The organism is Micromonospora parathelypteridis (assembly GCF_014201145.1).
GTDB lineage: Bacteria > Actinomycetota > Actinomycetes > Mycobacteriales > Micromonosporaceae > Micromonospora > Micromonospora parathelypteridis.
This window is the reverse complement of record NZ_JACHDP010000001.1, coordinates 5,793,814-5,820,800: the sequence shown is the minus strand read 5'-3', so window position 1 is coordinate 5,820,800 and position 26,987 is coordinate 5,793,814. Positions and strand designations below refer to the sequence as shown.

The 26,987-nt window shown below is 69.1% G+C and carries 24 protein-coding genes and 1 pseudogene; 11 read left to right on the top strand and 14 right to left on the bottom strand.

Features of this window, described 5'->3' with window-relative positions:
- Nucleotides 1-54 precede the first annotated feature (54 nt).
- From HNR20_RS26375 to HNR20_RS26340, 8 genes are all read right to left on the bottom strand, one after another.
- Nucleotides 55-930, bottom strand: coding sequence for an amino acid ABC transporter permease (locus HNR20_RS26375; protein WP_184185052.1), 876 nt, complete (start codon nt 928-930; stop codon nt 55-57).
- A gap of 2 nt (nt 931-932) precedes the next feature.
- Complete coding sequence (locus HNR20_RS26370; protein ID WP_184185049.1) at nt 933-1,856, bottom strand: ABC transporter substrate-binding protein; 924 nt, start codon at nt 1,854-1,856, stop codon at nt 933-935.
- Nucleotides 1,856-3,307, bottom strand: a complete 1,452-nt coding sequence (locus tag HNR20_RS26365) for an MmgE/PrpD family protein (protein ID WP_184185046.1) — start codon at nt 3,305-3,307, stop codon at nt 1,856-1,858. The genes HNR20_RS26370 and HNR20_RS26365 overlap by 1 nt, the downstream gene beginning before the upstream one ends.
- On the bottom strand, nt 3,304-4,128 hold the full coding sequence (locus tag HNR20_RS26360; protein ID WP_229687306.1) for a cyclase family protein: 825 nt from the start codon (nt 4,126-4,128) through the stop codon (nt 3,304-3,306). Before HNR20_RS26360 ends, HNR20_RS26365 begins: the two co-directional genes overlap by 4 nt.
- On the bottom strand, nt 4,125-4,811 hold the full coding sequence (locus HNR20_RS26355; protein WP_184185042.1) for an RraA family protein: 687 nt from the start codon (nt 4,809-4,811) through the stop codon (nt 4,125-4,127). The genes HNR20_RS26360 and HNR20_RS26355 overlap by 4 nt, the downstream gene beginning before the upstream one ends.
- Nucleotides 4,808-5,959 (bottom strand): pyridoxal-phosphate-dependent aminotransferase family protein, encoded by a 1,152-nt coding sequence (locus tag HNR20_RS26350; protein WP_260321898.1) that lies wholly within the window; start codon nt 5,957-5,959, stop codon nt 4,808-4,810. Before HNR20_RS26350 ends, HNR20_RS26355 begins: the two co-directional genes overlap by 4 nt.
- Nucleotides 5,960-6,499: 540 nt before the next feature.
- On the bottom strand, nt 6,500-6,946 hold the full coding sequence (locus tag HNR20_RS26345; RefSeq protein ID WP_184185036.1) for a GNAT family N-acetyltransferase: 447 nt from the start codon (nt 6,944-6,946) through the stop codon (nt 6,500-6,502).
- A gap of 226 nt (nt 6,947-7,172) precedes the next feature.
- Entirely contained in the window at nt 7,173-8,534 is a 1,362-nt protein-coding gene (locus HNR20_RS26340) for a glycoside hydrolase family protein (RefSeq protein ID WP_184185033.1), read from the bottom strand.
- Between the two features lie 353 nt (nt 8,535-8,887).
- Between HNR20_RS26340 and HNR20_RS26335 the strand changes: the two genes are divergently transcribed.
- The 9 genes from HNR20_RS26335 (at nt 8,888) to HNR20_RS26295 (ending at nt 19,260) form a co-directional block, all read left to right on the top strand.
- Nucleotides 8,888-9,934 (top strand): LacI family DNA-binding transcriptional regulator, encoded by a 1,047-nt coding sequence (locus HNR20_RS26335; protein ID WP_184185030.1) that lies wholly within the window; start codon nt 8,888-8,890, stop codon nt 9,932-9,934.
- Nucleotides 9,935-9,974: 40 nt separating this feature from the next.
- Entirely contained in the window at nt 9,975-11,570 is a 1,596-nt protein-coding gene (locus HNR20_RS26330; RefSeq protein ID WP_184185027.1) for an FAD-dependent oxidoreductase, read from the top strand.
- Between the two features lie 25 nt (nt 11,571-11,595).
- Entirely contained in the window at nt 11,596-12,879 is a 1,284-nt protein-coding gene (locus HNR20_RS26325) for an ABC transporter substrate-binding protein (protein WP_229687307.1), read from the top strand.
- A 10-nt stretch (nt 12,880-12,889) separates the two neighbouring features.
- Nucleotides 12,890-13,837 carry a carbohydrate ABC transporter permease gene (locus HNR20_RS26320; protein WP_184185024.1) on the top strand — a complete coding sequence of 316 codons (948 nt, stop codon included), beginning with the start codon at nt 12,890-12,892 and terminating at the stop codon, nt 13,835-13,837.
- Entirely contained in the window at nt 13,827-14,669 is an 843-nt protein-coding gene (locus HNR20_RS26315) for a carbohydrate ABC transporter permease (RefSeq protein WP_184185021.1), read from the top strand. The genes HNR20_RS26320 and HNR20_RS26315 overlap by 11 nt, the downstream gene beginning before the upstream one ends.
- Entirely contained in the window at nt 14,666-15,553 is an 888-nt protein-coding gene (locus tag HNR20_RS26310; RefSeq protein WP_184185018.1) for an ROK family protein, read from the top strand. The genes HNR20_RS26315 and HNR20_RS26310 overlap by 4 nt, the downstream gene beginning before the upstream one ends.
- 23 nt (nt 15,554-15,576) lie before the next feature.
- On the top strand, nt 15,577-16,284 hold the full coding sequence (locus HNR20_RS26305) for an N-acetylmannosamine-6-phosphate 2-epimerase (protein ID WP_184185015.1): 708 nt from the start codon (nt 15,577-15,579) through the stop codon (nt 16,282-16,284).
- A 2-nt stretch (nt 16,285-16,286) separates the two neighbouring features.
- The gene (locus HNR20_RS26300) at nt 16,287-17,927 is read left to right on the top strand and encodes a DUF4127 family protein (RefSeq protein WP_184185012.1); all 1,641 of its coding nucleotides are present in this window, start codon (nt 16,287-16,289) and stop codon (nt 17,925-17,927) included.
- 367 nt (nt 17,928-18,294) lie between these two features.
- Nucleotides 18,295-19,260 (top strand): DUF4394 domain-containing protein, encoded by a 966-nt coding sequence (locus HNR20_RS26295; RefSeq protein ID WP_221309922.1) that lies wholly within the window; start codon nt 18,295-18,297, stop codon nt 19,258-19,260.
- 142 nt (nt 19,261-19,402) lie between these two features.
- On the opposite strand, the gene HNR20_RS26290 is transcribed toward HNR20_RS26295, so the two are convergent.
- The 5 genes from HNR20_RS26290 to HNR20_RS26270 all read right to left on the bottom strand — a co-directional run bounded on the left by HNR20_RS26290 (nt 19,403) and on the right by HNR20_RS26270 (nt 24,085).
- Entirely contained in the window at nt 19,403-21,061 is a 1,659-nt protein-coding gene (locus HNR20_RS26290; RefSeq protein ID WP_184185009.1) for a serine/threonine-protein kinase, read from the bottom strand.
- Nucleotides 21,062-21,191: 130 nt separating this feature from the next.
- On the bottom strand, nt 21,192-21,923 hold the full coding sequence (locus HNR20_RS26285; RefSeq protein ID WP_184185007.1) for an anti-sigma factor: 732 nt from the start codon (nt 21,921-21,923) through the stop codon (nt 21,192-21,194).
- Nucleotides 21,920-22,546, bottom strand: a complete 627-nt coding sequence (locus HNR20_RS26280; RefSeq protein WP_184185005.1) for a sigma-70 family RNA polymerase sigma factor — start codon at nt 22,544-22,546, stop codon at nt 21,920-21,922. Before HNR20_RS26280 ends, HNR20_RS26285 begins: the two co-directional genes overlap by 4 nt.
- Before the next feature lie 53 nt (nt 22,547-22,599).
- Complete coding sequence (locus tag HNR20_RS26275; RefSeq protein ID WP_184185004.1) at nt 22,600-23,286, bottom strand: class F sortase; 687 nt, start codon at nt 23,284-23,286, stop codon at nt 22,600-22,602.
- A 16-nt stretch (nt 23,287-23,302) separates the two neighbouring features.
- Nucleotides 23,303-24,085: a GVDTG sorting domain-containing protein gene (locus HNR20_RS26270; protein ID WP_506280103.1), complete on the bottom strand. Its 783-nt coding sequence runs from the start codon at nt 24,083-24,085 to the stop codon at nt 23,303-23,305.
- Nucleotides 24,086-24,416: 331 nt separating this feature from the next.
- Between HNR20_RS26270 and HNR20_RS32955 the strand changes: the two are divergent.
- A pseudogene (locus HNR20_RS32955) lies at nt 24,417-24,467 on the top strand (hypothetical protein); the annotation flags it as partial.
- Between the two features lie 79 nt (nt 24,468-24,546).
- On the opposite strand, the gene HNR20_RS26265 reads toward HNR20_RS32955, so the two are convergent.
- Nucleotides 24,547-24,801, bottom strand: a complete 255-nt coding sequence (locus HNR20_RS26265; protein WP_184185002.1) for a hypothetical protein — start codon at nt 24,799-24,801, stop codon at nt 24,547-24,549.
- Between the two features lie 527 nt (nt 24,802-25,328).
- Between HNR20_RS26265 and HNR20_RS32480 the strand changes: the two genes are divergently transcribed.
- Nucleotides 25,329-26,936, top strand: a complete 1,608-nt coding sequence (locus HNR20_RS32480; RefSeq protein ID WP_184185000.1) for a M28 family peptidase — start codon at nt 25,329-25,331, stop codon at nt 26,934-26,936.
- Nucleotides 26,937-26,987 lie beyond the last annotated feature (51 nt).

The window sequence follows — 26,987 nt, the reverse complement described above, 5'->3', positions numbered from 1 at the left end:
CGGGCCCGACAGGCTCGACGATGCGATTTCGGTCGTCAATGTCGTCTCCACTGTTCAGGCACCGGCCACCGCAGCCGGCGCCGGTTCGTCCCGCCGTGGCTTGGTCGAATGCGCCGAAGACCGCCCGATGTGCCGTTCCAGGCGGCCCTGCAGGAATGAGGTGATCGAGACCAGCAGGAGGTACCACAGGCTGGCGACGATGAGCAGGGCGATGATCTCGAAGTTTCCGGAGTAGATGTTTTGCGCGGTCGAGAGCAGGTCTCCCCCGGCGATGAACGCCACGAGCGAGGTGTTCTTGAGCAGAGAGATGAACTGGTTGCCGGCGGGCGGCACGATCACTCGAAGTGCCTGGGGAAGCACCACCCGGCGTAGCAGGAGTGCTCGGTTCATACCGAGGGCCTGCGCGGCCTCCACCTGGCCCCGGTCGACGGCCGCGATGCCACCGCGGACGATTTCGGCGTTGTAGGCGGCCTCGTGCAGCGTCAGGCCCAGGATCGCGGCGACGAATCCGGTGATGACGTCGTTGGTCTCGACGACGAACGGCGTACCTGGGATGCCGATGTGTGGGAACAGCAGCCCGAGGTTGAACCAGAGGACGAGCTGCACGAGCAGGGGGACGCTGCGAAAGACCCAGACGTAGATTCCACTCAGCCAGGACAGCACCCGGCTGCTCGACAGCCGCATCACGGCGAGTCCGATTCCAAGCAGCAGACCGGTGATCTCGCAGATCACCGCCAGTTTCAGCGTCACCAGCAGGCCCTGCAGGATGGCGTCGGAGAACTGGTAATTCGCGATGACGTCCCAGTGCACGTTGGGACTGGAAGCGAACGTCCATACGAGGAACGCCGCGACCAGCACTGCGACCACCGTCAGCGCCCACAGTCCGGGCCGCGGGACCGGTTTCGCGCGGATCTCATTCTGGGCAGCCATGGTCAGCTGGTGCTCCCCTCCAGCGAGTCGCCGCCGTTGACGACGACCTTGTCCACGGCGCTGTCCTGGACGTCCCACTTCTCCAGGACCTTCTGGTAGGTGCCGTCCTTAATGATCTGCTCGAAGCCGTACTGCAGCGCGGCGATCATCTCTTTGTCGCCCTTCTTCACCGCGACCGCGTCGTATGAGGTCGCGAACGGCTTCCCGGCGACTTCGAGCTTCCCGCCGGACTCCTTCGACTGGTAGGCGGCCTTCCCGAGGTTGGCGATGTTGGCGTCAGCCCGTCCGTTCGTCAGCTGCAGAAGGGCGTCGGCAACCGTCGGGAACTTCAGGATCTTGACCTGCTCCTGGCCCGCCTGGACGCACTTGGCCGACTGGGCCTCGGCGAGGTCCACGGAGATGGTGCCGGTGACCAGGCTGAGATTCTTTCCGCACATGGCGTCCTGGGAGTCGACCTTGCCGGGGTTTCCCTTCGGGACGATGAAGACCTGACCCGATTCGATGAAGTCGACGAAGTCGACCTGCTTCTGCCGCTCGGCGGTGTCGGTGATGCCGGACATCGCGATGTCGTAGCGGCCGGCCTGCAGGCCGGTGATGAGGGAGGCGAACTTCGTGTTGACGAACGTCGCCTTCACGCCGAGTGCCTTGGCGACCGCGTTGCCCATGTCGACGCTCACGCCGATGATGGTCTTGCCGTCCGGGCCGACGAAGTTGTTGGGCGGAAGTTGGGCATCCGTGGCGATGGTCAGGATTCCCGCCTTCTGAACGCTCTCGGGCAGCAGGGTGCTCACTGGACCGGGGGTACTGGTGGAGCTTGCGTCGGTCGTTTGGTCGGTCGATCCGCAGGCAGCCGCCCCGAGGAGCAGGGCCGCGCTGGCCAGGGCGGCGGCGATGGAGTACATGCGTTTGGGAGGTTGGTTGGTCATCAGTAGCCTTTTCTGTCCGGTGACCCGTGACTGGGGGCAAGCTGCCGAAGGCCCGACATGAGGTCGGTCATCGACGTCTGTGGAAGCCGCTGGAGCGCCATTTCGAGTGCCTCCACCTGCGGCGCAGGCAGTGCGGTCGAGGCGTTGGAGCGGAACTTCATGAGGTGCTCGTCGGCGGTGAGCGTGCGAGCGCCGAAACCGCGGTTGACTGGGATTGCGATCTCCCCCACCTGGCCCTGCTGGGTGCCGTAGCGCAGGACGCAGGAGATCCTTCGGGGGAAGGCGGCGGTGGCGGTGTCCGATTCGACCATGCGTACACGTCCCGCGAGCGCCCGCCGCTGCGGCTCGACCGCGGCGGCGTCGGTGAAGTCCTGCAGGCCCACCCCGAGCCCACCGCCCCCGAGCATCGCGGCCGCGAAGGCGTAGGGACCGCTGAACTGGGCCTCGTAGCCGGTGGTCGGACTGGCCTTTTTCTCCGGCGGTTCGGCGATGGTCCGCAATGTGGGCTTGGCGACGCCGGCCTCGACCCAGTCGAGTTCGTCGGCGGTGATGCCGCGCTCGCGGAGCATGAGCGCAGCGTCGATCACGGGGTGCGTGTAGATGTTGCAGGGGTACGGCTTGAAGCCGACGTCGCCCAGCGTCCAGCCGGTCCCCAGGTCGCCGGTCAGGGCGGCGAGGTCGACCCGGTCACCGCAGTGAGCCTGCAGGAACCCGAACCGTCCTTCAAGAACGGTGGGCGGGCCGGTGAGCCCGGCAACGGCGAGTTCGGCCGCCACCGTGCCTGCGTGGGCAGCCCATCCGCAGTGGATCTTCTTCACTGTGCCGCCGGTGCGGTTGGCCTCCAACAGGCCAGCGCCCATGCTCGCCGCGAGCCCGATCGCGTGCCCGATGACGTCCTGATCGCCTCCGAGCAGCATCGCGACCGCGACGGCGGATCCGAGGGTGCCGCATATCGAGGTCGCGTGCAGGCCGCGTTCGAAGAAGACGGAGTTGCCGAGTGCGTCGTCGTAGCCTGCCATGCCGAGCCGGTTGGTGATCTCGATTCCGACCGCCGCGGCCGCCACGAGGGCGTCGTAAGAGGCGTCCACGGCTTCGGCGGTGGCGATCACCGCCGGAATGACCGAGGCGCTGGGGTGCAGGACCGACGGCAGGTGGGTGTCATCGAAATCGAGGGCGTGGGCCAGGGTTCCGTTGTGGAAAGTCGCGGAGGCGGTCGGAACACGCTGGTTGAGCCCGATAGCAGTGGCGTGCGGGGCGCCGCCCCAGGTGCGCACGACGGTCGAGGTCACCGGGAACACGGCTGTGGTGGTGGCCGCGAGGGAGTTACCGAGAACGTCGACGATCCTGCCGTGGATGTCTTCGCCGAACCGCTCCACCAGCATGGGGTTGGCGCGCTGGTCCGCGGCAAAGCGGGCGAGCAGGTGCGCGATCGGTTTGTCGTAGGAGGTCATTGTGCCGTCACCGCCAGCGGACGCAGGGGCGATCCCGTGCCGCCGAGGATCTTCAGCGGAATCGCGACGAACAGGAACTCCGCGATGTTGTCGGCCGCGAGCTTTTCGAGGTCGAGCATCTCGATGAGGTAGATGCCGCGTTCGACGAGGAGCAACCGGTGCACGGGCAACAGCGAATGCCCCTGCCCGGCGGAGATCTGTTCAACCGATGTGGTGTCGCCGCCAACGGCCACCACACCGGTGTCGGCGAGCCAGGCGGCCGCGTCGGTCGTGATGCCGGGTACGCCGTCGTGGATGCCGAGGAACCGTTGCGGGTCGGCGAAGTGGCGGGACCAGCCGGTGCGGACAAGCACGATGTCGCCGGCGCGTACCTCGACGCCGGCAGCCGCGGCCGTGGTCTGCAACGTGGCGGTGTCGACCGATACTCCGGGGGCGAGGACTTCGACGCCGGCAGTTGCCGCGACGTCCAGCAACACACCTCGGCGCAGGAACGGTGGGATGGTCTCGGCGCCGTGCTTGGTGAACCGGCCAGTCTGCTGGGCGGCTGCCGCATCGACTCCTCCGTGCAGGCATCCCGCGTCGGAGAAGTGGGAGAGCGCGTCGATGTGGGTGCCGACGTGCCCACCGGTAATGATGAGTTCGCTGGCCGAAGAGGTGCCGTCGGCGCGGTTCTGGTCACCGTGGCGGCGTTGCAGCGCCATCCGGAAGCCGGGGTGGTTGGGTGAGCAGGCCATCCCTGTCTGCAGGGTCTGGGCGAGGTCGTAGACCTTGCCGGCGGACAGGCTTGCCAGGACTGACGCCAGGCCGGGACTCGCGGTCACGATGCCTTCCCGAGTACGCCGCGCCGGATCAGTTCCTCGTCGATGCCGGCTCGTCGGGGTGAGCCGCCCCGGATCTCCTGAAGGCGTTTGGCCTCCCGTCGCTGGATCGCCTGTGCTTCGGCAAGCACGGCGTCGACGTCCTCTTGGGGGACGATGACCACGCCGTCGGCGTCGGCCACGACGAGGTCGCCCGGAGCGCAGACCACGCCGCCGATGGCGACCGGTCGCCCGATCTCGCCAGGCCCCTGCTTGAAGGGACCGGCCGGGCTCACGCCGAAGGCGAACACGGGCAGCCGTAGCTCCGCCAGGGACGCGACGTCGCGGACGGCTCCGTCGAAGACCAGGCCACCCACGCCGAGCGCGGCGGCGCTGTGCGCCATCAGCTCTCCGAACAGAGCACGGGTGAGGTCTCCCTGGCCGTTGACGACGATCACGTCACCTGGCTCGGCCATGTCGATCGCCTTATGGATCATCAGGTTGTCGCCGGCCCGGGTCCAAACGGGCAGGGCCGACCCGGCGCATTGTGCGCCTGGCCAGACGGCCTGAATGCGCGGATCGACCACGCCGAGCCGGTTCATGGCGTCGCCGATGTTGGGCGACGGCACGTTGGCGAAGGCGGCGACGGTGGTGGGGTTGGGTCGGGTCCACTTTGAGGTGATGCGAAATCCCGGCGTTCCGCTCATGCTGCGACCTCCTCGAGCTCGCGCTCCGTGGCGGCGATGGCTGTGGCTACGTCCACCGTGTGGCCCTGCTCCTGTACGGCGCCGGCGAGCTGCCAGACGTCCAAGCGGATGTCGTCGGGTCGGCAGTAGCCCATGGTCCCGATCCGGATGACGGTTCCGTCGAGCCGAGAACGGCGAGCGCCGGCGATCTGCGTGCCATAACGGTCGCGCATCGTGGCGACGATCTTGGCGGCGTCGACTCCCTCCGGCGCGCGGAGCACGCTGACGCAGGGCGACGCAGCGTCGGCGTTGGGATACAGCGACATCCCGAGTTCAGCGACGCCAGCCGCCAGTGCTCGGCCCAGGTGTGCCTGTCGCGCGAAGGTCTGGGTGAGGCCGGTCTCGTGCACCATCCTCAGCGCCTCGTGCAGGGCGCGGACGAGGTTGACGGCCGGGGTGAAGGTCGCCTGTCCCTGCGCCGCCATGTCGCGCGCTCGGCGCAGGTCGAAGTACTCCCCGCGCGGATCCACCTTGTCAATGCGCTTCCAGGCCTTCTCCGAGGCAGTCACCAGGGCAAGCCCTGGCGGGCACATCAGACCCTTCTGCGAGGCAGAGACGACCAGGTCCAAACCCCAGGAGTCCACCTCGATCGGGAGGCAGCCGAGGCTGGACACGGCGTCAACGACCAGCAGGGCCGAGGTGTCCCGTACGACGTCGCTGATCGCGGCCAGGTCCGTGACCGCCCCGGTGAAGGTGTCGTTGTGTGCCACCAGGACGGCGACGAACTCTCCACCATCCGAAGCGGACAGACGCCGACGCAGCGCCTCGGCATCGGCGCCACCGCCCCAGGAGGAGGACAGCGCTTCAACGGACGCGCCGAGCGAGGTGGCGAGGCGGCCGAAGCGTGCCCCCCAGTGACCGTTGTCGAGGGTGAGCACCCGGTCGCCAGGCCGCAGACTGTTGGCGAGCACGGCCTCCAGGGCACCGGTCCCGGACGACGTGAGCACGATCGGGTTGGCCGCCGTGGTCCCGAAAAGCGGCTGCAACATGGCCGCCGTGTCGTGGAGGAGCTCCTTGAACTCCGAGCTGCGGTGATAGATCACCTGCTGGCCCAGTGCCCGTAGCACCCGTGGTGGGACTGGAGTTGGTCCCGGAACCCGAAGTCGCATGCGCTACCTCTCATCACTTTGCATCCATGCCTGTATACAGCCGCGAACAGTCGTATGCAATAGGTTGCCGGTGCAATACACGGACGGTCTGAGCAAGTTGTGGAGGTGCGTATCCCGTGTGTCCAGAAGGGATTACACGGCACGCTGCGACTCCGCCGCCCCGGCCGGCCCTGTGCGGTGGGGCCGCGATCGGCGCTGCCGCCCATGTCTGGCTCGAGGCGACCAGCCGCTCAGTCGGGCTACGACCAGTGGCAGGTTCGCAGGTAGTCAGCGCGCGGTCGGCGGGAGCACAGCGACTCATTCACCTCGCGCTACTTCTGCAAGACACACGGCAGCGTCGCTCCGGTCGCCATCGAGCTGCCCTGGCTCGACGTTGGACGGCCCGTGCGACAGCTGGGCCGCACAACCGGAACGTCGACGGCCGACACTGGCCTTGGGTGCCCCGCCGCTACCAGTCCGCTACCCAGCCCCGCATACGGCTGCACGCCCGCGCAGGAATACACGAACCCCATCGTGGTCGGGCATCGGTGGCTGTTTCCGTCAGGGCAGATCCCGGCGCAGGATGTAGTTGAAGCCGAACTCTGTCTCCGTGGAGCGGACGTCGATGTAGCCGAGCCGGCGGTAGAAGCCATGCCCTGTGATGCTCGCTCCGGTTTCCATGTGGTCGTAGCCGTCGATCACGGCCAGCGCCTCGATGTGGCGCATGAGGCGGCGTCCTATGCCGCGACCGGCGGCCCGTGGGTGCACGAACATGGTGTAGACCTTGTTGCCGTCGCGGGACACCGTGCCGACGATCCCGTTCACTTCGGCGACGAACATCTGCCGTTGCGTGGCGAGTTCCTTGATGCGTTGTTCGGTGAAGTGGTCGCACATCCGCTCGATGACCTCGCTCGGATAGTCGCGACTGTTGACCTCACGCAGGCAGCGTTCGATGAGGCCCGCCACGGCGGTGGCATCGATGTTGTCGAACCGTCTTATCGCCGCCATCGGTCCATCTTGCCCTCATGAGGCGCCAAGACGCCGGGGCGAGAAGCCGGAGTGCCCCAGGGCCATGATCTGGTGTCCTGTGTTCGGCAGATCCGGATGCCGGCGCTATCCCGTTTCGGCTACGGTCCGTGATGTGCGTCGACGGCGGACGGCCCGCCGAAGAAGACCGACTGTTGCACGCCCGGCAGTGCGCCCACAGGTGGTAGGGCGCACTGCCGGCGACGATCTACCGGTTGCCGCCCTGGTCATGCGGGACGGTCACGGTGACGGTGCAGCCGACCGGCCGTCCGATCTCGTCGTGGCCGGTGTACGTGAGGTGGTACACCCGGTCCCCCGCGTTGCCGGCTCGTTCGGCCCGCAGCTTGCCACTCGTGTCCGGCGTGCCGATGGCGAAACCGCTGACGTCCGCGGCGTCACCGCCGGTGACGCTGGTCAGGGTGAACGCGTTCGGGCCGAGCACCCCGTCGTGCAGGTCCACGCTGACGTTGACGTCGACCAGCTTGTGGTTCGGCGGCCACAGGACCGGTCGGTCCGGCACACAATCGAGCTGCCGTACGGGCAGCGGGTTTGCCAGGGTGGCGGTGGCGTGTCCGATGGTCGCGGTGAGCCGGCTGCCGGCCTCGTAGTACATGTGCGCGGTACGTCCGTCGAAGTAGAACGTCGGCGCGGCCGAGCGGCCGAGGTCGGGCGCGGCGGACATCGAGTCGTGCACGATGCCGAGGTGGATCTCCTGGTCGAAGTCCTGTCCGACGTCCACCGCGTGCATGTTGCCGTCGGCGGCGTGGAAGATCACCAGGTTGCGGTCGTCCCAGCGCAGGAAGAACGGTCCCGAGGCGTTCGGGCCTTCGATGCCCTGCGGAGTCACGATCGGTTCCGGCTGCATGGCCCAGGTCCGCGCGTCGTTGGAGACCGCCCAGCGGATCCGCCGCGAAACGGGCCCGGTCGGTCCCGGCGCCCCAGCGGTCGGATTGTCCATGAAGAGCATCAGGTACCGGGTGCCCAGGCGGGGCACGGACTGCTCGAACACCCGGGCGTACGAGGTCTCGCCACCGGTCGTGTCGTTCCGGCTGACCGCGGTCCCGCCGTAGCTGAAGTGGATGCCGTCGTCGGAGGTCGCGTACCGGGTGATGGAGTTTTCGCCGTGGAAGTAGAGGAAGAGCTTGCCCTCGCCCTCGATCCACACCGCGTGCGGCGAGGAGACGTGGCTGACCGTGGAGTAGTTCGGCAGCCAGGTGTTGCTGATCAGGGGGTTGGCGACGTATTCGGTCCACGGGCCGTTGATCGAGTCGGAGTACGCGAGGGCGATTCCGCCGGGACGCTCGTGCGGCGCGTAGTACAGGTAGTAGGTGCCGAGCGGGTTGGGGAAGTAGTCGGCGGCCCGGATGACGCTCGGGAAGATGAACTCGTTCGTCGGGTTGTAGGCGAGGGTGCCCTTGTCGAACGCGGTGCCCTGGTAGGTGAACTGGGGGAAGTCGAGCGCGGCTTCGGCGGCCGCCGGCCGGGCGCCGGCCACGGCGGCGACGAGCAGGCCGGCGCTGGCGGCCGCCAGGACAGCGCGTCGGGACGACGGTGCGGATGGTCTCGTCATGCGGCTTCCTCTTCGGTCGGTCGGCTCGGCGGTACGAGCGGCGCAGAGTGACGCTGAGTAAGAACACAGGCGACAGCGCTCGGCGGATGCCGCTGGCATCACCGAGCTAATACGTATTAGCGCCTATATTTCTCGAATGTTGCGCGCTCGACGGCGCTCCTGTCAAGAGGTGGCTCGCGCCCCGCCGGTCCGCCCGCCAACCGATCGGGAGCCCTACCGCTAATGCGCATTAGTCCAGGGGGTTCATCTCCACGAAATGTTGCGGACACCCCTTGACACATGCCGGCCCACCCACCAAGCTGCTTCCCAACACCGAGCGCTAATACGCATTAGCCGCACCGGAAGGACCCGACGTGACCGCTTCCCCTCGACGCGTCACCCAGCGTGACATCGCGCGGATGGCCGGTGTCAGTCAGGCGACGGTGTCGCTGGTGCTCAACAACCGGACCGACGCCGAGGTCCGCATCGCCTCGGAGACCCGGGACCGGGTGTTGCGGGTCATCGCCGAGACCGGGTACGCCGCCGACCCCGTCGCCCGCCGGCTCGCCTCACGGTTCAACCGGATCATCGGCGTCTTCACGTACGAGCCCGCCTTCCCCAGCGGCAGCCGGGACTTCTTCCACCCGTTCCTGCTCGGCATCGAGGAGTACGCCGAGAGCGTCGGCTGCGACCTGCTGCTGTTCACCAGCGCACCGGTGCTGGACGGCCGGCGACGAATCTTCCACCAGGACAACCGGCTCCGTCTGGCCGACGGGTGCATCCTGCTCGGACGCGAGATCGACGGCGCGGAGCTGCAACGACTCAACCGCGACGGATATCCGTACGTCGCCGTCGGGCGCCGCGACGACGCCGACGGTCCGGTCCCCTACGTCGGCGCGGACTACGCCTCGGCGGTGGCCCAACTCGTCGAGGTGGCGCTGCGGCACGGCCACCGCCGCCTGATGTACCTGAACATGGGCACCAACGCGGAATCCTCCGAGGACCGGCGCCGTGGGTTCCGCGCCGCCGCGACGACCGCAGAGGCCGCCGGGGAGATGTCAGCGCTGTCCGGGGAAGCCGACACGACCGTCGACACCCTGCTGGCCCACGGGACCACCGTCGTCTTCGTGGAGGACTTCGCCACGGCGGTCGCGCTGGAGTCGGCCGCCCGTCGGCGCGGCCTGACCGTGCCCGGCGACCTGTCGATCGTGACCCTCGGCGACCCGACGGTCCCGGTCCCCACCGACATCGCGTTCACCGGGTTCCGCATCCCCCGCGAGGAGATGGGCCGACAGTCGGTCGAGGTGTTGACCGGCGTCATCGATGGCAGCGCGGCAGGCCTCCAGCAACGACTTCTCGCCTGCGAACTCGTCGAGGGCAACACCCTCGGCACCCCTGATCCGGCGGTCGACCGGCACTAACGCGGTCGACCGCGCAACTGGAAGGAAACACGTGGTACTCATGCGTACGGACGTCCTCGTCGTCGGGGGCGGACTGGGCGGCGTCGCCGCGGCGCTCGCCGCGGCCCGGGCCGGAAGGTCCGTCATCCTGACCGAGGAGTTCGACTGGCTCGGCGGGCAACTCACCAGCCAGGCCGTCCCACCGGACGAACACTCCTGGATCGAGCAGTTCGGCGCCACCGCCAGCTACCGGGCGCTGCGTAACGGCATCCGCGACTACTACCGTCGCCACTACCCGTTGACCGAACGGTCGCGGGCCTGGACCGACCTGAACCCCGGTGCGGGTTGGGTGAGCCGGCTCTGCCACGAGCCGCGGGTGGCCGTCGCCGTCCTGGACCAGATGCTCGCCCCGTACCTCGGTTCGGGCCGGCTGCGGGTGCTGCAGCCGTACCGGCCGGTCGCCGCGGAGACCGACGGGGACCGGGTGACCGGCGTGACGCTGGCGCACCGCGATCGGGACGAGCGCATCGACGTCGTCGCGCCGTACGTCCTGGACGCCACCGAGACCGGCGAGTTGCTGCCGCTGACGGGCACCGAGTACGTCACCGGGTTCGAGTCGCAGGCGCAGACCGGTGAGCCGAGCGCCCCGGCCGAAGCCCAGCCGATGAACATGCAGGCGGTGTCCGTCTGCTTCGCCCTCGACCACGTCGACGGCGACCACACCATCGACCGCCCGGCGGGGTACGACTTCTGGCGCGACTACAAGCCGGACTTCTGGGGTGACCGGCTGCTGTCCTGGAAGTCACCGCACCCGCGCACGTTGGAGATCGTCGAGCGCAGCTTCACCCCCAACCCGGATGACGACCCGCTGAGCGTCAACGCCGATCAACGCGTCAATCCCGGTGACGGCAACCTGTGGACGTTCCGGCGGATCGCCGCGCGGCGCAACTTCACCGACGGCGCGTACGGCAGCGACATCACGCTGGTCAACTGGCCGATGATCGACTACTTCGAGGGTCCGGTCATCGACGTGCCGAACGCGTCGTGGCACCTGTCGAAGGCCCGCGAGCTGTCGTACTCGGTGCTCTACTGGCTGCAGACCGAGGCGCCCCGCCCGGACGGCGGCACCGGCTTCCCCGGCCTGCGGCTGCGCGGCGACGTGACCGGCAGCGCGGACGGCCTGGCCCAGGCCCCGTACATCCGTGAGTCCCGCCGGATCCAGGCCGAGTACACCGTGGTCGAGCAGGATCTGTCCCTGGCGGTCCGGGGCGACCACGGCGCGGTCAGCTACCCGGACGCGGTGGGCGTGGGCATGTACCGGATCGACCTGCACCCGTCGACCGGTGGCGACAACTACATCGACGTCGGATCCTGCCCGTTCGAGATCCCGCTCGGCGCGCTGATCCCACAGCGGATGGAGAACCTGCTGCCGGCCGGCAAGAACATCGGCACCACCCACGTCACCAACGGCAGCTACCGGCTGCACCCGGTCGAGTGGAACGTCGGCGAGGTCGCCGGCCTGCTCGCCGACTTCTGTCTGGCGCGGGGCGAGTCTCCGCGTGCGGTCCGCAACACCCCCCGTCTGCTGGCCGATTTCCAGGACCGCCTGACCGCGGCCGGCGTGGAACAGCGCTGGCCACAGATCGCGGGCTACTGAACACACCCCCGGTGAGGAGAATATTGTGAGAGCAGGAAAGGCCCTGCGCGGCGTCGCCGTTGCACTGGCCGGCGCGCTCGCCCTGACCGCCTGCGGCGGCGGCGACGACGCCGGCGACAGCGGTCCGGCGAAGCTGCGGATGACCGTCTGGTCGGCCAACGAGGCGCACCTCAAGCTGTTCAACGAGATCGCCGACGAGTACCGCAAGAGCCACCCGGACGTGGCTGAGATCAAGTTCGACCCGCTGCCGTTCGACACCTACACCACGACCCTGACCACCCAGATCGCCGGCGGGAACGCGCCCGACCTGGCGTGGGTGTTCGAGAACTCCGCCCCGGACTTCGTCACCTCGGGCGCGCTGCTGCCCCTCGACGACACGCTGAAGAAGGCCGAGGGTTACCAGTACGAGGACATCTCCCCCGCCACCCTCAAGCTCTGGCAGAACGACGGGAAGCTGTACGCGTACCCCTTCTCCACCTCGCCGTTCGGGGTCTTCGTCAACACCGACATGCTCAAGAAGGCCGGGCAGAAGACCCCGGCGGAGCTGATCGCGGCCGGTCAGTGGACCTGGGACAACGCCCTGACCACCGCCGCCGCGACGGCGGCGGACTCCGGCAAGGCCGGCCTGGTCATTCGGGACTTCGACTACAAGGGCTGGGACAACCTGTCCACCTTCTGGACCGGGTGGGGCGCCCAGGCGTGGAGCGAGGACGGCAAGACCTGCGGCTTCAGCAGCCCGGAGATGGTCGACGCGATGACCACCCTGCACAAGGCCACCTTCACCCAGAAGGCGCTGCCTGGGCCGGGCACGACCGCCGACTTCTTCGCCGGTGACTCGGCCATGACGATCACCCAGATCTCCCGCGCCTCGCTGCTGAAGGACGGCGGCTTCGGGTGGGACCTGGTGCCGCTGCCGGCCGGGCCGAAGGGTGACTACGCGGTGGTCGGCCAGGCTGGCCTCGGGGTGATGAAGAAGAGCCCGCACGCCAAGCAGGCGGCCGACTTCCTGGCCTTCTTCACCAACCCCACGAACTCGGCCAAGCTCGCCCAGTTCTTCCCGGCGCCCCGACAGTCGCAGCTGACCGCCGAGACGCTCGCCAAGACGAACCCGAAGCTCAAGCCGGAGCAGCTGCAGAAGGTCGTCATCGACGGCATCACCAACGGCGTGGTCAAGCCCAACCACTCCGGGCAGGCCGAGCTGAGCCAGCAGGTCCGTGCCGGCCTCGACCCGCTGTGGCAGCCGAACGCGGACGTGAAGGCCGTGCTCGACGGCGTCTGCGCCAAGATCCAGCCTCTGCTGGCGAAGTAGGGCAACGATTATGACCCAGACGGACACCAGGGTGGGCTCGGCTTCGGCCGGGCCCGCCCCGGGCCCGGCCCGGCCGTTCTGGACCAGCCGACGCCGGGACCAGCTCACCGGTTTTGTGTTCATCGCCCCGCAACTGCTCGGCAGCGTCGTCTTCGTGATCCTGCCGCTGATCCTCGTGTTCTGGTACAGCCTGCACGAGTGGAACGTCCTCGCCGGGACCTTCGACTTCGTCGGCACCGAGAACTACCAGGGCCTCGCCGACGATCCCAATCTCGGCGCGGTGCTGCGCGCCACCGGGCTGTTCTCGATCGGCCTGGTGGTGTTCAACCTCGGCCTGGCCCTGCTGCTGGCCGTCCTGCTCAACCAGAGGCTGCGGGGCACGATCGTGTTCCGCACACTGTTCTTCTCCCCCGTGGTGGTCTCGCTGGTGGCCTGGACCATCGTCTGGGGCTTCCTGCTTCAGGACAACGGCGGGATCAACGGGTTGCTCGACACCATTGGCGTGGACGGGCCGAACTGGCTGCGCGGCGAGGGCACCGCGATGGTGTCCGTGATCGTCGTGCAGGTGTTCAAGAACGTCGGCCTGAACATGGTGCTGTTCCTGGCCGCACTGCAGGGCGTGCCGGCCGATCTGTACGAGGCCGCGGAGGTGGACGGGGCGAGCCGGATGCGCCAGTTCGGGCGGATCACCGTACCGCTGATCAGCCCGACGATCCTGCTGACCTCGATCATCACCGTGGTCGGGTCGCTGCAGGTCTTCGCGCAGATCGCGGTGCTCACCCAGGGCGGACCCGGCACCTCGACGACGGTGCTCGTCTACTACCTGTACCAGCAGGCCTTCCAATTCCATCACTTCGGCTACGGCGCGACGCTGTCGATCCTGTTGTTCGTCATCGTGCTCGCCCTCACCGTGCTGCAGTGGCAGATGCGCAAGAGGTGGGTCTTCCATGAATCGTGACCTGTCCCGGCGGACCAAGCTGGTGCTCTACGGGGTGCTGCTGGTCCTGGCGATCCCGTTCGTCTTCCCGACCTGGTGGATGGTCACCTCGTCGCTGAAGCCGGTGTCGGACATCTTCGCCTTCCCGCCGAAGCTGCTGCCGACCCACCCGCAGATCGACGCCTACCGGCGGGTGTTCGAGTTGCAGCCGTTCGGGCAGCAGTACCTGAACAGCCTCTACATCGCGCTGGTCGTCACGGTCGGCACCATGGCCGTTGCGGCGCTGGCCGGATACGCCTTCGCACGCATCCGGTTCCGGGGCCAGAACGTGTTGTTCCTGGTCGTCCTCGCGGGCCTGCTCATTCCCAGCGAGGTGACGATCGTGCCGCTGTTCCAGATGTTCTTCAAACTCGGCCTGGTCAACACCCACTGGCCGCTGATCCTGGTGCCGATCTTCGGCGCGCCGAGCGTCCTGGCGACGTTCATCATGCGGCAGTTCTTCATCAGCCTCCCCGGTGAGCTGGAGGAGGCGGCCCGGGTCGACGGGTTGGGACGCTTCGCCACCTTCTGGCGGATCGCCCTGCCGCTGTCGCGGCCGGCACTGGGCGCGGTGGCGATCTTCACCTTCCTGCACAGCTGGAACCTCTACCTGGAACCGATCGTGTTCCTCTCCTCTCCGGAGAAGTTCACCCTGCCCCAGGCGCTCACCCAGTTCGTCGACGCCTACGGCGGTCCCATGTGGGACGTCCAGATGGCTGCGGCGTCGATGACCGCGCTGCCGGTCCTGGTGGTCTTCGTCATCGCCCAGAAGCAGTTCGTCGAAGGGCTCGCGCACACCGGCCTCAAGGGATGACGACACCGGTTGTCGGCATAGACATCGGCGGCACCAAGACGGCGGCCGCGCTGGTCGACCGGGTCGGGCAGGTGCTGGAGCGCCGCGAGGTGCCCACGCCTGCCCGGTCCGGGCCCGGGGCCGTGCTGGACGCCGCCGCCCGGCTGGCCACCGACCTGCTCGGCGCGAGCACCGGGCCGGTGGGCGTGGGCACCGCCGGCACGGTCGACCCCGCGACCGGCGGCATCCGGTACGCCACCGACAGCCTGCCCGGCTGGACGGGAACCCCGGTCGCCGACGCGTTGGCCGCCCGGCTGGGTCGAGGAGTGCGGGTCACCAACGACGTGAACGCCGCCGCGCTGGGCGAATGCTGGGCCGGCGCCGGACGGGACCGAGCCCATGTGCTGCTGGTGGCCGTCGGCACCGGGCTGGGCGGGGCGGTCGTCCGCAACGGCCGCGTCGAGGCCGGTGTCCGCGGCGCCGCCGGCGAGGTCGGGCATCTGCCGGCCCCGGGTGCCGAGCGGCTGCGGTGCGGGTGCGGCCGGTACGGGCACCTGGAGGCGATCGCCTCCGGCAGCGGGCTGGCCGCCGCGTACTCCATCGAGACCGGCACCCACGTCACCGGGCGGACCGTGGCGGACCGTGCCGCGGCCGGGGACGGTGTCGCCCAACAGGTCGTCGAGCGTGCCGGAACGGTTCTCGGCGCGGCCCTGGCGGGGTTGGTGGCCCTGCTCGACCCGGACGCTGTCCTGGTGACCGGCGGGGCGGCCGGCGCCCTGCTGCCCGCCGCGTCGGCGGCCTACTCGGCCGAGGTGCCCGCGGGCTGGGCCGACGTTCCGCTGCTGCCCGCCACGCTGGGCGCTGACGCCGTCGTGGTCGGCGCCGCCCGACTGGCCATCGACTGACCCGACATCGGAAGGACCAACAGGTGAACCTGCTCGACGACCTGGCCGGCGGGCTGGTGGTGTCCTGCCAACCGCTGCCCGACGACCCTGACGACCCGATGCGGGACCCGTACGTCCAGGCCCGGGTGGCGGCCGCGGTGGTACGCGGCGGCGCGGTCGGGGTCCGGGTCAACGGGCCGGACGACGTCCGAGCGGTACGCGCTGCCGTCGACGTTCCGGTGATCGGGCTGTACAAGCACGGCACGGCAGGCGTGTTCATCACCCCGACCGCGGCCCACGCGCTCCAGGTGGCGCTGGCCGGGGCGGACATCGTCGCGATCGACGCCACCGACCGCCCCCGACCGGACGGCCGCGCCTTCGCCGACACGGTCCGCCTGCTCCGCGAACGGACCGACGCACTGATCCTGGCCGACGTCTCCACCACGGCCGAGGGCGTCGCCGCCGTCGAGGCCGGGGCGGACGCCGTCGCCACCACACTGTCCGGTTACACCCCGGCCAGCCCACCGACTGACGGGCCCGACCTCGGGCTCGTGGAGCGACTCGTCGCACTGCTACCCGTGCCGGTGATCGCCGAAGGGCGGTACCGCACCACGGAACAGATCGGCCGGGCCTTCGAGGCGGGTGCGCACGCGGTGGTGATGGGCAACGCGGTCACCTCACCACTGTGGATCACCCGCCGGCTCGTGCCGGCCACCCCCCGCGCGGCGAGCGCCTCGACAAAGATGGAGTGAACATGAGAAGGCGTACCCTCCTGGCCACCGGCGTGGCCGGGCTGACCACCGTGGCCATCGGCCGACCCGCACTCGCCGGGCCCGCCAAGCGGCAGCTGACCGTGGCACTGGTCCCGTTGGACGACCGGCCGGTCAACACCTACGCCCCACAGATGACCGCGGCGAGCGCCGGCGCCCAGGTGCAGCTGCCGCCGCGGGACCTGCTGGGCCGCTTCTTCACCCCCGGCGACGGGGCCGCCATCGCCCGCTGGCTCGGCACCACCGACCACGTCGACGGGTACGTGATCTCGGTCAGCATGCTCGCCTACGGTGGCCTGATCGCCTCCCGCACCGCCGCGCCGACCCTGGCGGCGGCCCTGGAGAACCTGGCCTCGATCCGAAGCCTGCGCTCGACCCGGCCGGGTGCGGTGATCGAGGTGCACGACACCATCCAGCGCCTCGCCATCACCAGCACGGGCACCGAACTGGACACGTACCGCGACCTGCTGGTCACCTGGGCGAAGCTCTACGACCAGGTGGTGAACCTCGGGCAGGAGGAGCTACGGGCCCAGCTCGACGCCACCCGGGCGCGGATCCCCGACCAGGTCGTCGAGGACTATCTCGCCGCGCGGGCCCGCAACCACCAGGTCAACCGGCTGATGGTCGAGTGGGTCGCCGACGGCACCATCAGCCACCTCGTGCTCTCCGAGGACGACACCGCGCCGGTCGGCCTGGCCCGAGCCGAGCGGGTGGAGTTGGAGGCGCTGGTCGCCCAACTCGGCGTCGGCGACCGGGTGGAAATCTTCCCCGGCGCCGACGAGGTCGACGCGTTGCTGGTCGCGCGGGTGATCGCGGCCCGTACGGAACCCACCTACCGCGTGGAGTACGCCGGCGTCTCCGGCGAGGACTGGACCGCCCAACTGGAGGGCATCCCGTTCGCGGAGAACATCCGCCGGCACGTGGCCACTGTGGGGGGCCGGGTCGTCAACGGCGACGCGGACATCGTTCTCGCCGTGAACACCCCCTCATCGGCACCCGGGCAGCGGGCCGCCGACCTGGACGCCTTCGTCGGGCGGATCGGCAAGCTGCTGGCCGCCGGCACCCCGGTCATCGTGGTGGACCCGCTCATCGTCAACAAGGCGGACCACGAACTGGTCGCCCGGATGGAGAACCGCCTCGATCTCGCGGCACTGCTGTCGTACTCCGGGTGGAACACCGGCGGCAACGCACTCGGTCTGGCGCTCGGCCACGGCACCGCCCGGTGGGTGTACCTCCGCTCCTCCGGTAGCGGGTTCGGCGTGCCCGACCTGCGCGGGCCCGGCCAGGCGCACGCCGAGTACCTGCTCTACCGGTTCGTCAAGGACGACCCGTGGAAGAACATCGTGCAGGTCGAGGCGTACGCGCACGCGCGGGCGCAGGGCTGGGACCCGCTCGCTCTCACCCCCGAGCAGAAGATCTACTTCGACGGCTGGGTGAGCGAACGGCTGGTGCCGCTGACCGAGCGGTACTTCGCCGACCACTTCGCGGGGCACCGCATCGTGCTGGGACGGCGCGGCGCGAAGACGTTCACGGCGACCCTGGCCCGCTTCGAGTCGGCGCGTGTCGAGCTGCCGTGGGACCGGCTCTTCGAGGTGGTCCTCGAACCTCGGCTGCGACTGTCCTGACAGGCGACCGTCTGATGCTCCCGGTAGGACCGTGGGAGCATCAGACGGTCCGTTCGCGGCGTACGAGCGCCTTCGCGACAACGGTCGGCTGGATGTCGATCGTGCCCTCGCCGACGCTCATCAGGAGTGAGACCCGGTAGAGGTACTCGACCTCGAACTCGGTGGAGTAGCGGTAGCCGCCGCGCGATCAACACGTCGAGCGCGGTTGAAAGCCCCTTGTGGATTGCCTTGTGCAGAAGGTGCGAAAGTCGGAGGAATGGATGAAAGCCGACAGTCAGTAAGGATCGCCCGTCCATAGGCTCTGACCAGGGAATTCATCCCTGCACCGCCGCCGGCAAGGCGTCGGATTCCGCCAAGGAGTCCGCCGGTGCCTCTGATCAAGGAAGTGCCTCTCATGCACCGTACGCTTCGCCGAGGGCTGCTCATTGCCACCACGATGACGGTCGCCATCGTCGGGATCACCTCGACGCCAGTCACCGCCGCCGCCCAACCAACCCAGAGCACGGCAGCAAACATCTTGCCTCGCGGCCTACCGTCGCTGACCAACGGGACCTGCTCTCTTCTGTGGGACCTGCTGAACGCCGGCAGCCGCAACGGGCTCGTCGCCATCGGCCTCACCGCCAATCAACAACTGATCAAGTTCGCCGCCAGCCGCCCCGCCCTGGCCTGCACCATCGGCCCCGTCGACCTGCCCGGTAGCGAAGCTCTCATCGGCATCGACTTCCGCATTCAAGACGGACTGCTCTACGGCGTCGGCAGCAGCGGCGGCATCTACACGCTGAACACGCGCACCGCCGCCGCCACGAAAATCAGCCAACTGACCGCCGCCCTGAACGGCGCCTCGTTCGGCGTCGACTTCAACCCAGCCGCCGACCGACTCCGGATCATCAGCGACACCGGCCAGAACCTGCGCCACAACGTCAACCCGGGCGGCACGACCATCGTCGACGGTCCCCTTATCTATCCGCCCAGCACCGCAGCCGTCGGTGTCACCGGCGCGGCCTACACCAACAACGACCTCAACCCCGCCACCGCCACCACCCTGTTCGACATCGACACCACCCTCGACCAGGTCGCGCTGCAATCCCCCGCCAACTCCGGGCAACTGGTCGCCACCGGCGCGCTCGGAGTCAACGCGAACCCGCAAGCAGGCTTCGACATCCACAGCCCTCTGCGCGGAGACCGCGCCGTGGCCAACAACGCCTATGCCGTCCTCAACAGCCTTGCCGGCTCCCGGCTGTACAGGATTGACCTACTCACGGGCGAAGCCGAGACCACCGGCAACTTCATGAATCATGTGGTGCTCGACCTCGCCCTGCTCCTACGGCAGTAGCGAGCACGGACGGGCAGGTCGCTTCGGCAGGCTGCGGTGATCGCCGGAGCCGGTGTCGGGCAGGCCCCGCCCTTCCACGGTCGACCACTCCTGGGTTACCCACCTCGACGTCGACGGCATGTCTGCCCGGCCATCCGCGGCCTCAGTCGAGGCGGAAGCTCGAGAAGGCTAGTCGTTGGAAGGGTTCGGTCGCGATCCACTGGCTGTCCAGGTTGATCCAGGACAGGCTGTAGGCGCGGGTCTTGCTGTCGTTGACCAGCAGTCGGCGGGCGTGCAGCCGCGCGCCGCCGGCCTGGTCGGAGGTGTACTCCCATTCGGCGGCCCCACCCGTGCGGATGACCGGCCCGATGCTGATCCTCTGGTAGCCGGGTAGCACCCCCGTCTTCAGCGCCTCGTGCTCCGCTGCCTCCCACCGCGTCGACGGTATGGAGGAGACCGCGGCGGCGGGGTCGACGGCGATGGCTTGCGGCTGCACGGGGTCGCGGAAGCAGACCGTCCCACCTTCGGTGTGCCGAGTCCAGCCCACGGGCACCGCCAAGCGGAAGCCGATCGGGTCCTGATGCCATGCCCACCCGTCCGGCAAGGCGTTCGGCAGCGGCGCGGCGGGCTCCTGCAGAGGCTCGGCCTCGTTGGAGGCGGCATCGTCCAGGCAGAGGTGGGCGGGCGGCGCCGTCTCGGTCGGCTTCATCGCGCCGGCCGCCGCACCACCTGGTGCGGCGGCTGGCGTGCCGTCCTGGCCGCGCAGGCCGCCGATCACGGCGCCAGTTGCCGTGACGACAACGGCCACGACCGCCACCAGGCCCGACACGGCGCCAGTGAATGCCCAGCCGGTCCTCCGGTCGCGGCTGGCCGAGGCTCTGACTGGAATGGCCGTGGTGTCGATTCCGTCCTGCGCGATCGGGAACACCGGGGTGGCGGGGCGACGTAGGGCGGCGGGCGTGCGCCGCCAGCGGCGCGGCCGCGGCCCCGGCGCAGGCTCGATGGGTACGGTTGCCGCAGCCACCTGCTCGAGTCGGTCGCGTGCCTCCTGCGCGGACAGACGTTGACGGGGGTTACGCAGCAGGAGGCCGGTGATCGTGGGTTCGAGCGGCAGGACGCTCATCCGGTCGGGCGCCTCGGTGGCCAGTGCGGCGAGGGTGGCCAGGGTTGACGACCGGCTCCACGGTGGGCGGCCCTCCGCTGCCAGGTAGAGCGTCGCGCCGAGTGCCCACAGATCGGTGGCGGGGGTGGACCTGCCGTCGCGGGCGCGCTCCGGTGCGACGTACTGGATCGTCGACAGGCTCCCCGCGCTGATGATCGCCGGGCTGCGGCTGTCGAAGATCGACAAGCCGAACCCGCCGAGCATGACCCGCCCGTCCTCGGCAAGCAGCACGTTCTGCGGGCGCAGTTCCCGGTGCACCACTCCCGCCGCGTGGGCGGCGCCCAGAGCGGCGAGCAGGTGCAGACCGACCCGTGCTACCTCGGTCGGCGCCAGCGGGCCGTCGGCGGCGACCACCTCGGACAGCGTCCTGGAAGGTACGTGTTCCATGACGAGCCACAGGTGCCCGGCGGTGCTCAGCACGTCCCACATCTCCACGACGCCCGGATGGCTCAGCCCGGCCAGTCCGCGAACCTCGCCGAGCGTGCGCTCCTGCAACCGCGACCGCTCGGCGTCGCTCGCCCAACTCGGTACAGCGATCTGCTGGAGCGCGACGTGCCGGTCGAGCACCTCGTCGCGTGCCAGCCAGACGCGTCCGAGGGTCGCGGCGTCCCCGATCAGCAGGAGCCTGCGGTACCGGCCGGCGAGCAGCTCGTCATCCATGTGAGTGATTCGGAGCGGAACGCCGCACGGATGGGTCGGCGACGAGAAGGACACCGACTGCCGCAGCGAATGGTGTCGGGATAGCGAACGGGCCGGGCCGGCCGACGGTGTGACCGTTGCCGGCCCGGCATCAGCTCAGCTCGACCGTGCCCACGATTCGGGTGGGGGCGACGGAGCCGCCGACCGGTTCGTTGGACACCCCGAACGTGCCCGCCTGCGCGACGGGACCGATGACCGTGGTTGTCGCCCTGACCCCCTCGGCGAGTCGCCCCACCGAGCGGGCCGGCTCGGCGTCACGGATGAGCCACAGCTCGTAGATCCGCCCGGGGCCGGGATCGGGCAGATCACGCAGCAACACCACACTTCGGTCGCGCTCACGGGACACCACCACGGTCGCGGCGCCGCCGGGCTCCAGCGACCGCTCGAACACCCGGGCGTCCGGGGCGTCGAGCACTGCGGCGATCTGCCGGGCCTGGTCGCTGCTGGCCTGCTCGTCGCTGATCCGATCGTTGCTCACGGTCCAGGTCACCGCACTCGCCCCACCCGCCACGAGGACCGCTGCGGCGGCGGCCACGGTGAGCCGACGCCACCTGCCTGCCTGCCGTCTGTCGCTGGCACCCGGGACGCTGACGCGCAGCTGCGGGGTCCGGGCCGCCTGGGCGAGGGTCCGCTCTCGCAGCCCCGGCGGTGTGGCCTCGACGACCGTGTCGTCGGCGAGCCGTGTGACGGTCTCCCGCAGCTCGGCCACCTCGACGCGACACGGCTCGCACTCGGCCAGGTGCCGCTCGAACGCCACCCTCTCGAGGTCGTCGACCGCGTCGAGGACGTACGCACCAACGAGGGTGTGAACATCGGCGTTCATGCCCGTCCCTCCATCTCGATGCCCAGGCAGTCGCGCATCCGGATCAGCCCGTCACGCATCCGTGTCTTCACCGTCGGCAGCGGCGTCTGCAACTTCTCGGCGACCTCGCGGTAGGTGTGGCCGCCGTAGTAGGCCAGGGTCACCGCCTCTCGTTGGACCGGCGTCAACCGGCCCAGGCACCGACGGACCTGCTCCCGCTCCAATCGGGCGGTGACGTCCTCGACCACCTCGTCATAGGGAACGTGCGTCTCGGTCGCGGCGACCCGCGAAGCGCGGTTGGTGTGGGCCTGCTCGGCGCGTACCCGATCCACCGCCCGGCGGTGGGCCATGGTGAGGATCCACGCGGAGGCCGAGCCGCGACCGGCGTCGAAGCGGCCGGCGGTGCGCCACACCTCGACCATCACCTCCTGCGTCACCTCCTCCGCCTGCGCCGGGTCGCGCACCACGCGACGGGTCAGCCCGAGGACCCTGCCCGCCACAGCGTCGTACAGCATCGCGAACGCCGCCTCGTCACCACGCGCCACACGAGACAGCAACTCGTCGGTGCTCGGCGGGCTCACGGCGTCCGGAGGCACCGACCGCAACCGCCGCGCCTGTTCCGGGTCACCGCTCATTCTCGGCATGTCCTCTCCTGTGCTGGCGACGGTTCGATGCGCCGCCGACGCGTACTCGATCGTCAGGCGGGATGAGCGTGCGCGAGGCGGGCGTAGACGATGACATTGTCGCGGTAGTGCTGCGTGGTGTCGTCGAACTCTCCGCCGCAGGTGATCAGGCGCAGCGCGGCGTGGTTGGTCGCCCCGTACACCTCATCGGTCGGGAATCGGTCCTTGGGATACTGCTCGACCTTCGTGACGGTGAACATCGCGGTGCTGCCGTCCTGACGGTCGACCGTGATCCCGGCGCCGACGGCCAGCTTGCCCAGGTCGAAGAACGTCCCCCGGCGGCCCTTCCAGTTGACGTGGCCGGCCAGCACGGCCGGGCCGAGCGCCCCGGGCGCCGGCGCCTTGGTGAACCAGCCGACCTCGGTGGCGTTGTCCGGCACCTGCATCGCGCCGTCGGCCTGCAGGCCGAGGGTGACGATCGCCGCGGTGGCCTTCAGCGACGGGATCGACACCCGCCTCGGTGTCGAGCTGGCCATCAGAGGCCCTGCGGTCAACTCGCCCGGCTTGGTCGCCGGGACGGGCGACGCGTTCGCGGCTGGTGCCGCAGCGGACGCGTCGGGTCGAGGTGGCTCCCCGTCCGGGCCGGCGACGGCGAGACCGATCGTCACGGCCGCCGTCACGGTGAGGATGCCGACCACCGCCAGGAGCGTGAAACGCCCCCGACGGCGGCCGGCCGGCACTGGTGTATCGCCGGTGTCCATGACGAATGCGTCCGGCTCAGCGCTCGCCGGCGAACCGGCGACGCGCGACGACCGCACCGGCGGCGCCAAGCAGCGCGAGGCCACCGACGGTGTACATCATCATCGGCGATCCACCAGCAGTGCTGCCGTCACCAGTGGCGACGCCTCCCGCAGGAACGGACCCGGCGGCCGCGCCGCTGACCATGCCGCACGTCGCGGGGTCGGTGGCCTCTGCGGGGATGCCGTTGACGCCGATGGACTTGGCGAACGTCGACTCGCCGAGCGCCTCCATGTCGTACTTGCCGTTCTTGTTGGCGTCGATGCCGTGCTGCACGAGGTGCAGGTCCTTCAGATGCTCGATCGTGCCCTTGGGCAGGTCCGAGGCGGGGATGGTGCGCTCGTAGCTGAGGTTGCCCTGCGCGTCGGCCTTCGGCATCCGGTCCACCGCCAGGCCGCTGGCCTTGGTCGTGTCCCCGGTGGTGGTCAGCGAGATGAAGATGTCGCCATACATCGGCAGGCCCTCTTCGGTGCTGACGTAGCCGTTGCCGTTGGTGTCGGCGGACTTGTCCGGGCAGTGGAAGTCCATGCCGTTGGCCGCGCCGTGCACGTGCTGGGCGTGCGGCGAGTTCGGCGTCATGCCTTTCGACCGGATCATGACCTTCAGGTCACCGCCGTTCGTCGCGGTCAATGTCGCGGTCCCGGTGGCGCCGGTCTCGTTGAGGTCCTGCAACTGGACCTGCACGCTCTCGTCCGCGTGTGCGACGCCCGGGAACGCTAGGAACATCGCGGCCGCGGGTATGGCGAGCAGGGCTCGGGACATTCTCACAACAAATCTCCGTCTCCGCCGGATCGGCGTTGGCATTCAGGTGCTGTCGGGAGGGATTCGACGCGGGGCGGCCGCCGGATTGGTGCCGGACCGGATTCTTTTCCGGTCCGGGCGTGCTGCCCGGTCCGTCGTCGCGCTTCTTCCTCGCCATCGCCGCCGACGGCGCGTCAGATGAGGCCGTTAGCCCTGATCACATTGCGGTACCAGCCGGCGCTGGCCTTGGCTTCGACGCCAAGGCCGAGGTGGTCAGGCTCAGCGGACTGGTCAGGGCCACGATTCAGTACGCGGGCCGCGGCGCCACGACCGCAGCGAGCGGCTCCAGGCCGCGCACGCCGTCCTGATGGTCACCGCGTTCTTCGTTGAGCTTGCCGATCGTCCGACCACGGCCGGTATTCGCGAGCCCGGCTTCACCCGGGAGGACCACGGGCGACGCGGCGACGTCGGCCGCATCAGGTTCAGTAGGAGTACCCCACCAGAGGTATCGGCACGGCGAGCGGATCGGACTGCCCATCCCACGTCAGGAACAGCTCCCGACTTGGGGCGACCGGCACGAGCGACCATGCGGCCGTTATCTCCAGTTCGCCGCCAGGGAGCACCCGTCCGTCACCCACGTCGAGATCAACAAATCCGTCGGAAATTTCACCGGTCGGAATCCGCTGCACTCCGGTTGCCGTCTCAACCCCGACGTTGATCAGCGCATAGTTGTACATGCCACGCAGCTCGATCCGCCACGCTACCGCTGGCGGTGAGGGAGGCAACATAGATTCGGCCATGCAGGTCCCTCTATCGATCACGGGTCATCGGATCTGATGCCGGGCCGTCGCGTTGACCTGGCCAGCATCAGATCCACCGATCCAAGATGTCAACCTTACTGAGCCGCATCAGATCCACTGAGCCAGAACAGCAGCCCGACGACCCCTTAACCCCCAGGACGACTCGCCACACGTCTACGCACGTCGCGCACGCGTCGACGACGTCACCATCTTGCGGCAATGGTCATGCGGCCGGCCGGCACCTTGCCGGCGGCCCCTTCGACCGCGGCCGCCAGGACCGGCCGCGTGTAGCGGGGACCGCTTGCTGTGGCGGTCAGCGCCGTTCGCGTCCAGGACACGAGCCAGCCGAACGTTGTCGCCGAGCCGCGTACCTGCAGGCGGTTATGGGCCGCGTGGCCCATTTCGCACTACCAGCGACGAACTTAGATTGCTGGATATCGCAGCCGATTCCGATTGGAGGACACATGGTGGTGTCTGGGTTGTTAGTACGACGCCTTGGCGGCGTCGCCGCCGTGGCGGTGTTGCTGGGGACATTCGCCGTCGCCACACCCGCGCAGGCGACGTCCAGCAATAACAGTGTGGAGAAGCTGACCAAGTCCGTCACGCTCTCCGGCGTTCTGCGGCACCTCGTCGCACTTCAGGCGATCGCTTCGCTCAACGGCGGCAACCGCGCGTCCGGCGGGCCCGGATACGACCGCAGCGCCGACTACGTGGCGACGATGATGCGGCTCGCCGGATACCACGTGACCCGTCAACCGTTCCAGTTCAACTTCTGCGAGGACACCGGCTCGTCGTTCGTGCAGAACGCACCCACCCCGACGACCTACGCCGACCAAGTCGACTACGACGTGATGGACTGCTCGGGCAACGGCACCACCACCGGCCTGGTCGTGCCCGTCGACCTCGCCCTGACCACGCCGAACAGCAGCACCTCCGGGTGCGAGGCGAGCGACTTCACCACCGCGGTCAACGGCAACATCGCCCTGCTGCAACGCGGCACCTGCCCGTTCGGGCAGAAGGTCGCCAACGCCGAAGCAGCCGGGGCGACAGGCGTGATCCTCATGAACCAGGGCAACACCGCCGCTCCCGACCGCCAGGACCTCTTCCTCGGCACCTTGGGCAACCCGGTCGGCATCCCAGCCATCTCGGTGTCGTACCCCCGCGGGGTCGCGTTCAACGGCACGCCGAACCTCAACGTGACGATCACGACCGAGACCATCGCCGAGGTCCGTGACACCGAGAACGTCATCGCCGAGTCGCGGCACGGCGACCCGAACGAGGTCGTGACGGTCGGCGCCCACCTCGACTCCGAACCCGACACCGCCGGCATCAACGACAACGGGTCTGGCAGCGCCGGCATCCTCGAGGTCGCCCTCCAGATGCGCAACATCAAGACGAAGAACAAGGTCCGGTTCGCCTGGTGGGGCGCCGAGGAGTCCAACCTGGTCGGCTCGACGTTCTACGTCAGCAACCTGACGGCGGAAGAGCAGGCCAAGATCGCCCTCTACCTCAACTTCGACATGATCGGCTCGCCCAACTACACCTTCGGCGTGTATGACGGCGACGACTCGGCTGGCGAAGGCTCCGGTCCCGGACCGGTCGGCTCAGCCCAGATCGAGGCAGTCTTCCAGCGGTTCTTCGCGTCTCGCAGCGAGGCCACCGCCGCCGCGGACTTCACAGGCCGGTCCGACTACGGTCCGTTCATCGCGACCGGCATCCCGGCCGGTGGCCTCTTCACCGGGGCCGAGGTACGCAAGACCGAGGCGGACGTCGCGCTCTGGGGCGGTGTCGCCGGCGCCCAGTACGACCCGTGCTACCACGCGCCATGCGACAGCCTTGCGCCGGAACGCAACGGCGCCGACGCCGACCTCTACCGCCAACTCCGGCAGGAGTACCGCCTGTTCGGCAACGTCAACACATTCGCGATCGACACGAACGCTGACGCCATCGCGACCGCCGTCGCCACGTTCGCACAGGACACCTCCACCATCCCAGCCCGCCCGGCAGCGGCGGCAGTGGCGACCCGATCGGCGGCCGTCCCGATGACCGCTCAGGGCGACTGGCTCCAGTAACAACAGCGCCCATCAGGAGAGTCCGGGGGCTTCCCACGAGCGGGAAGCCCC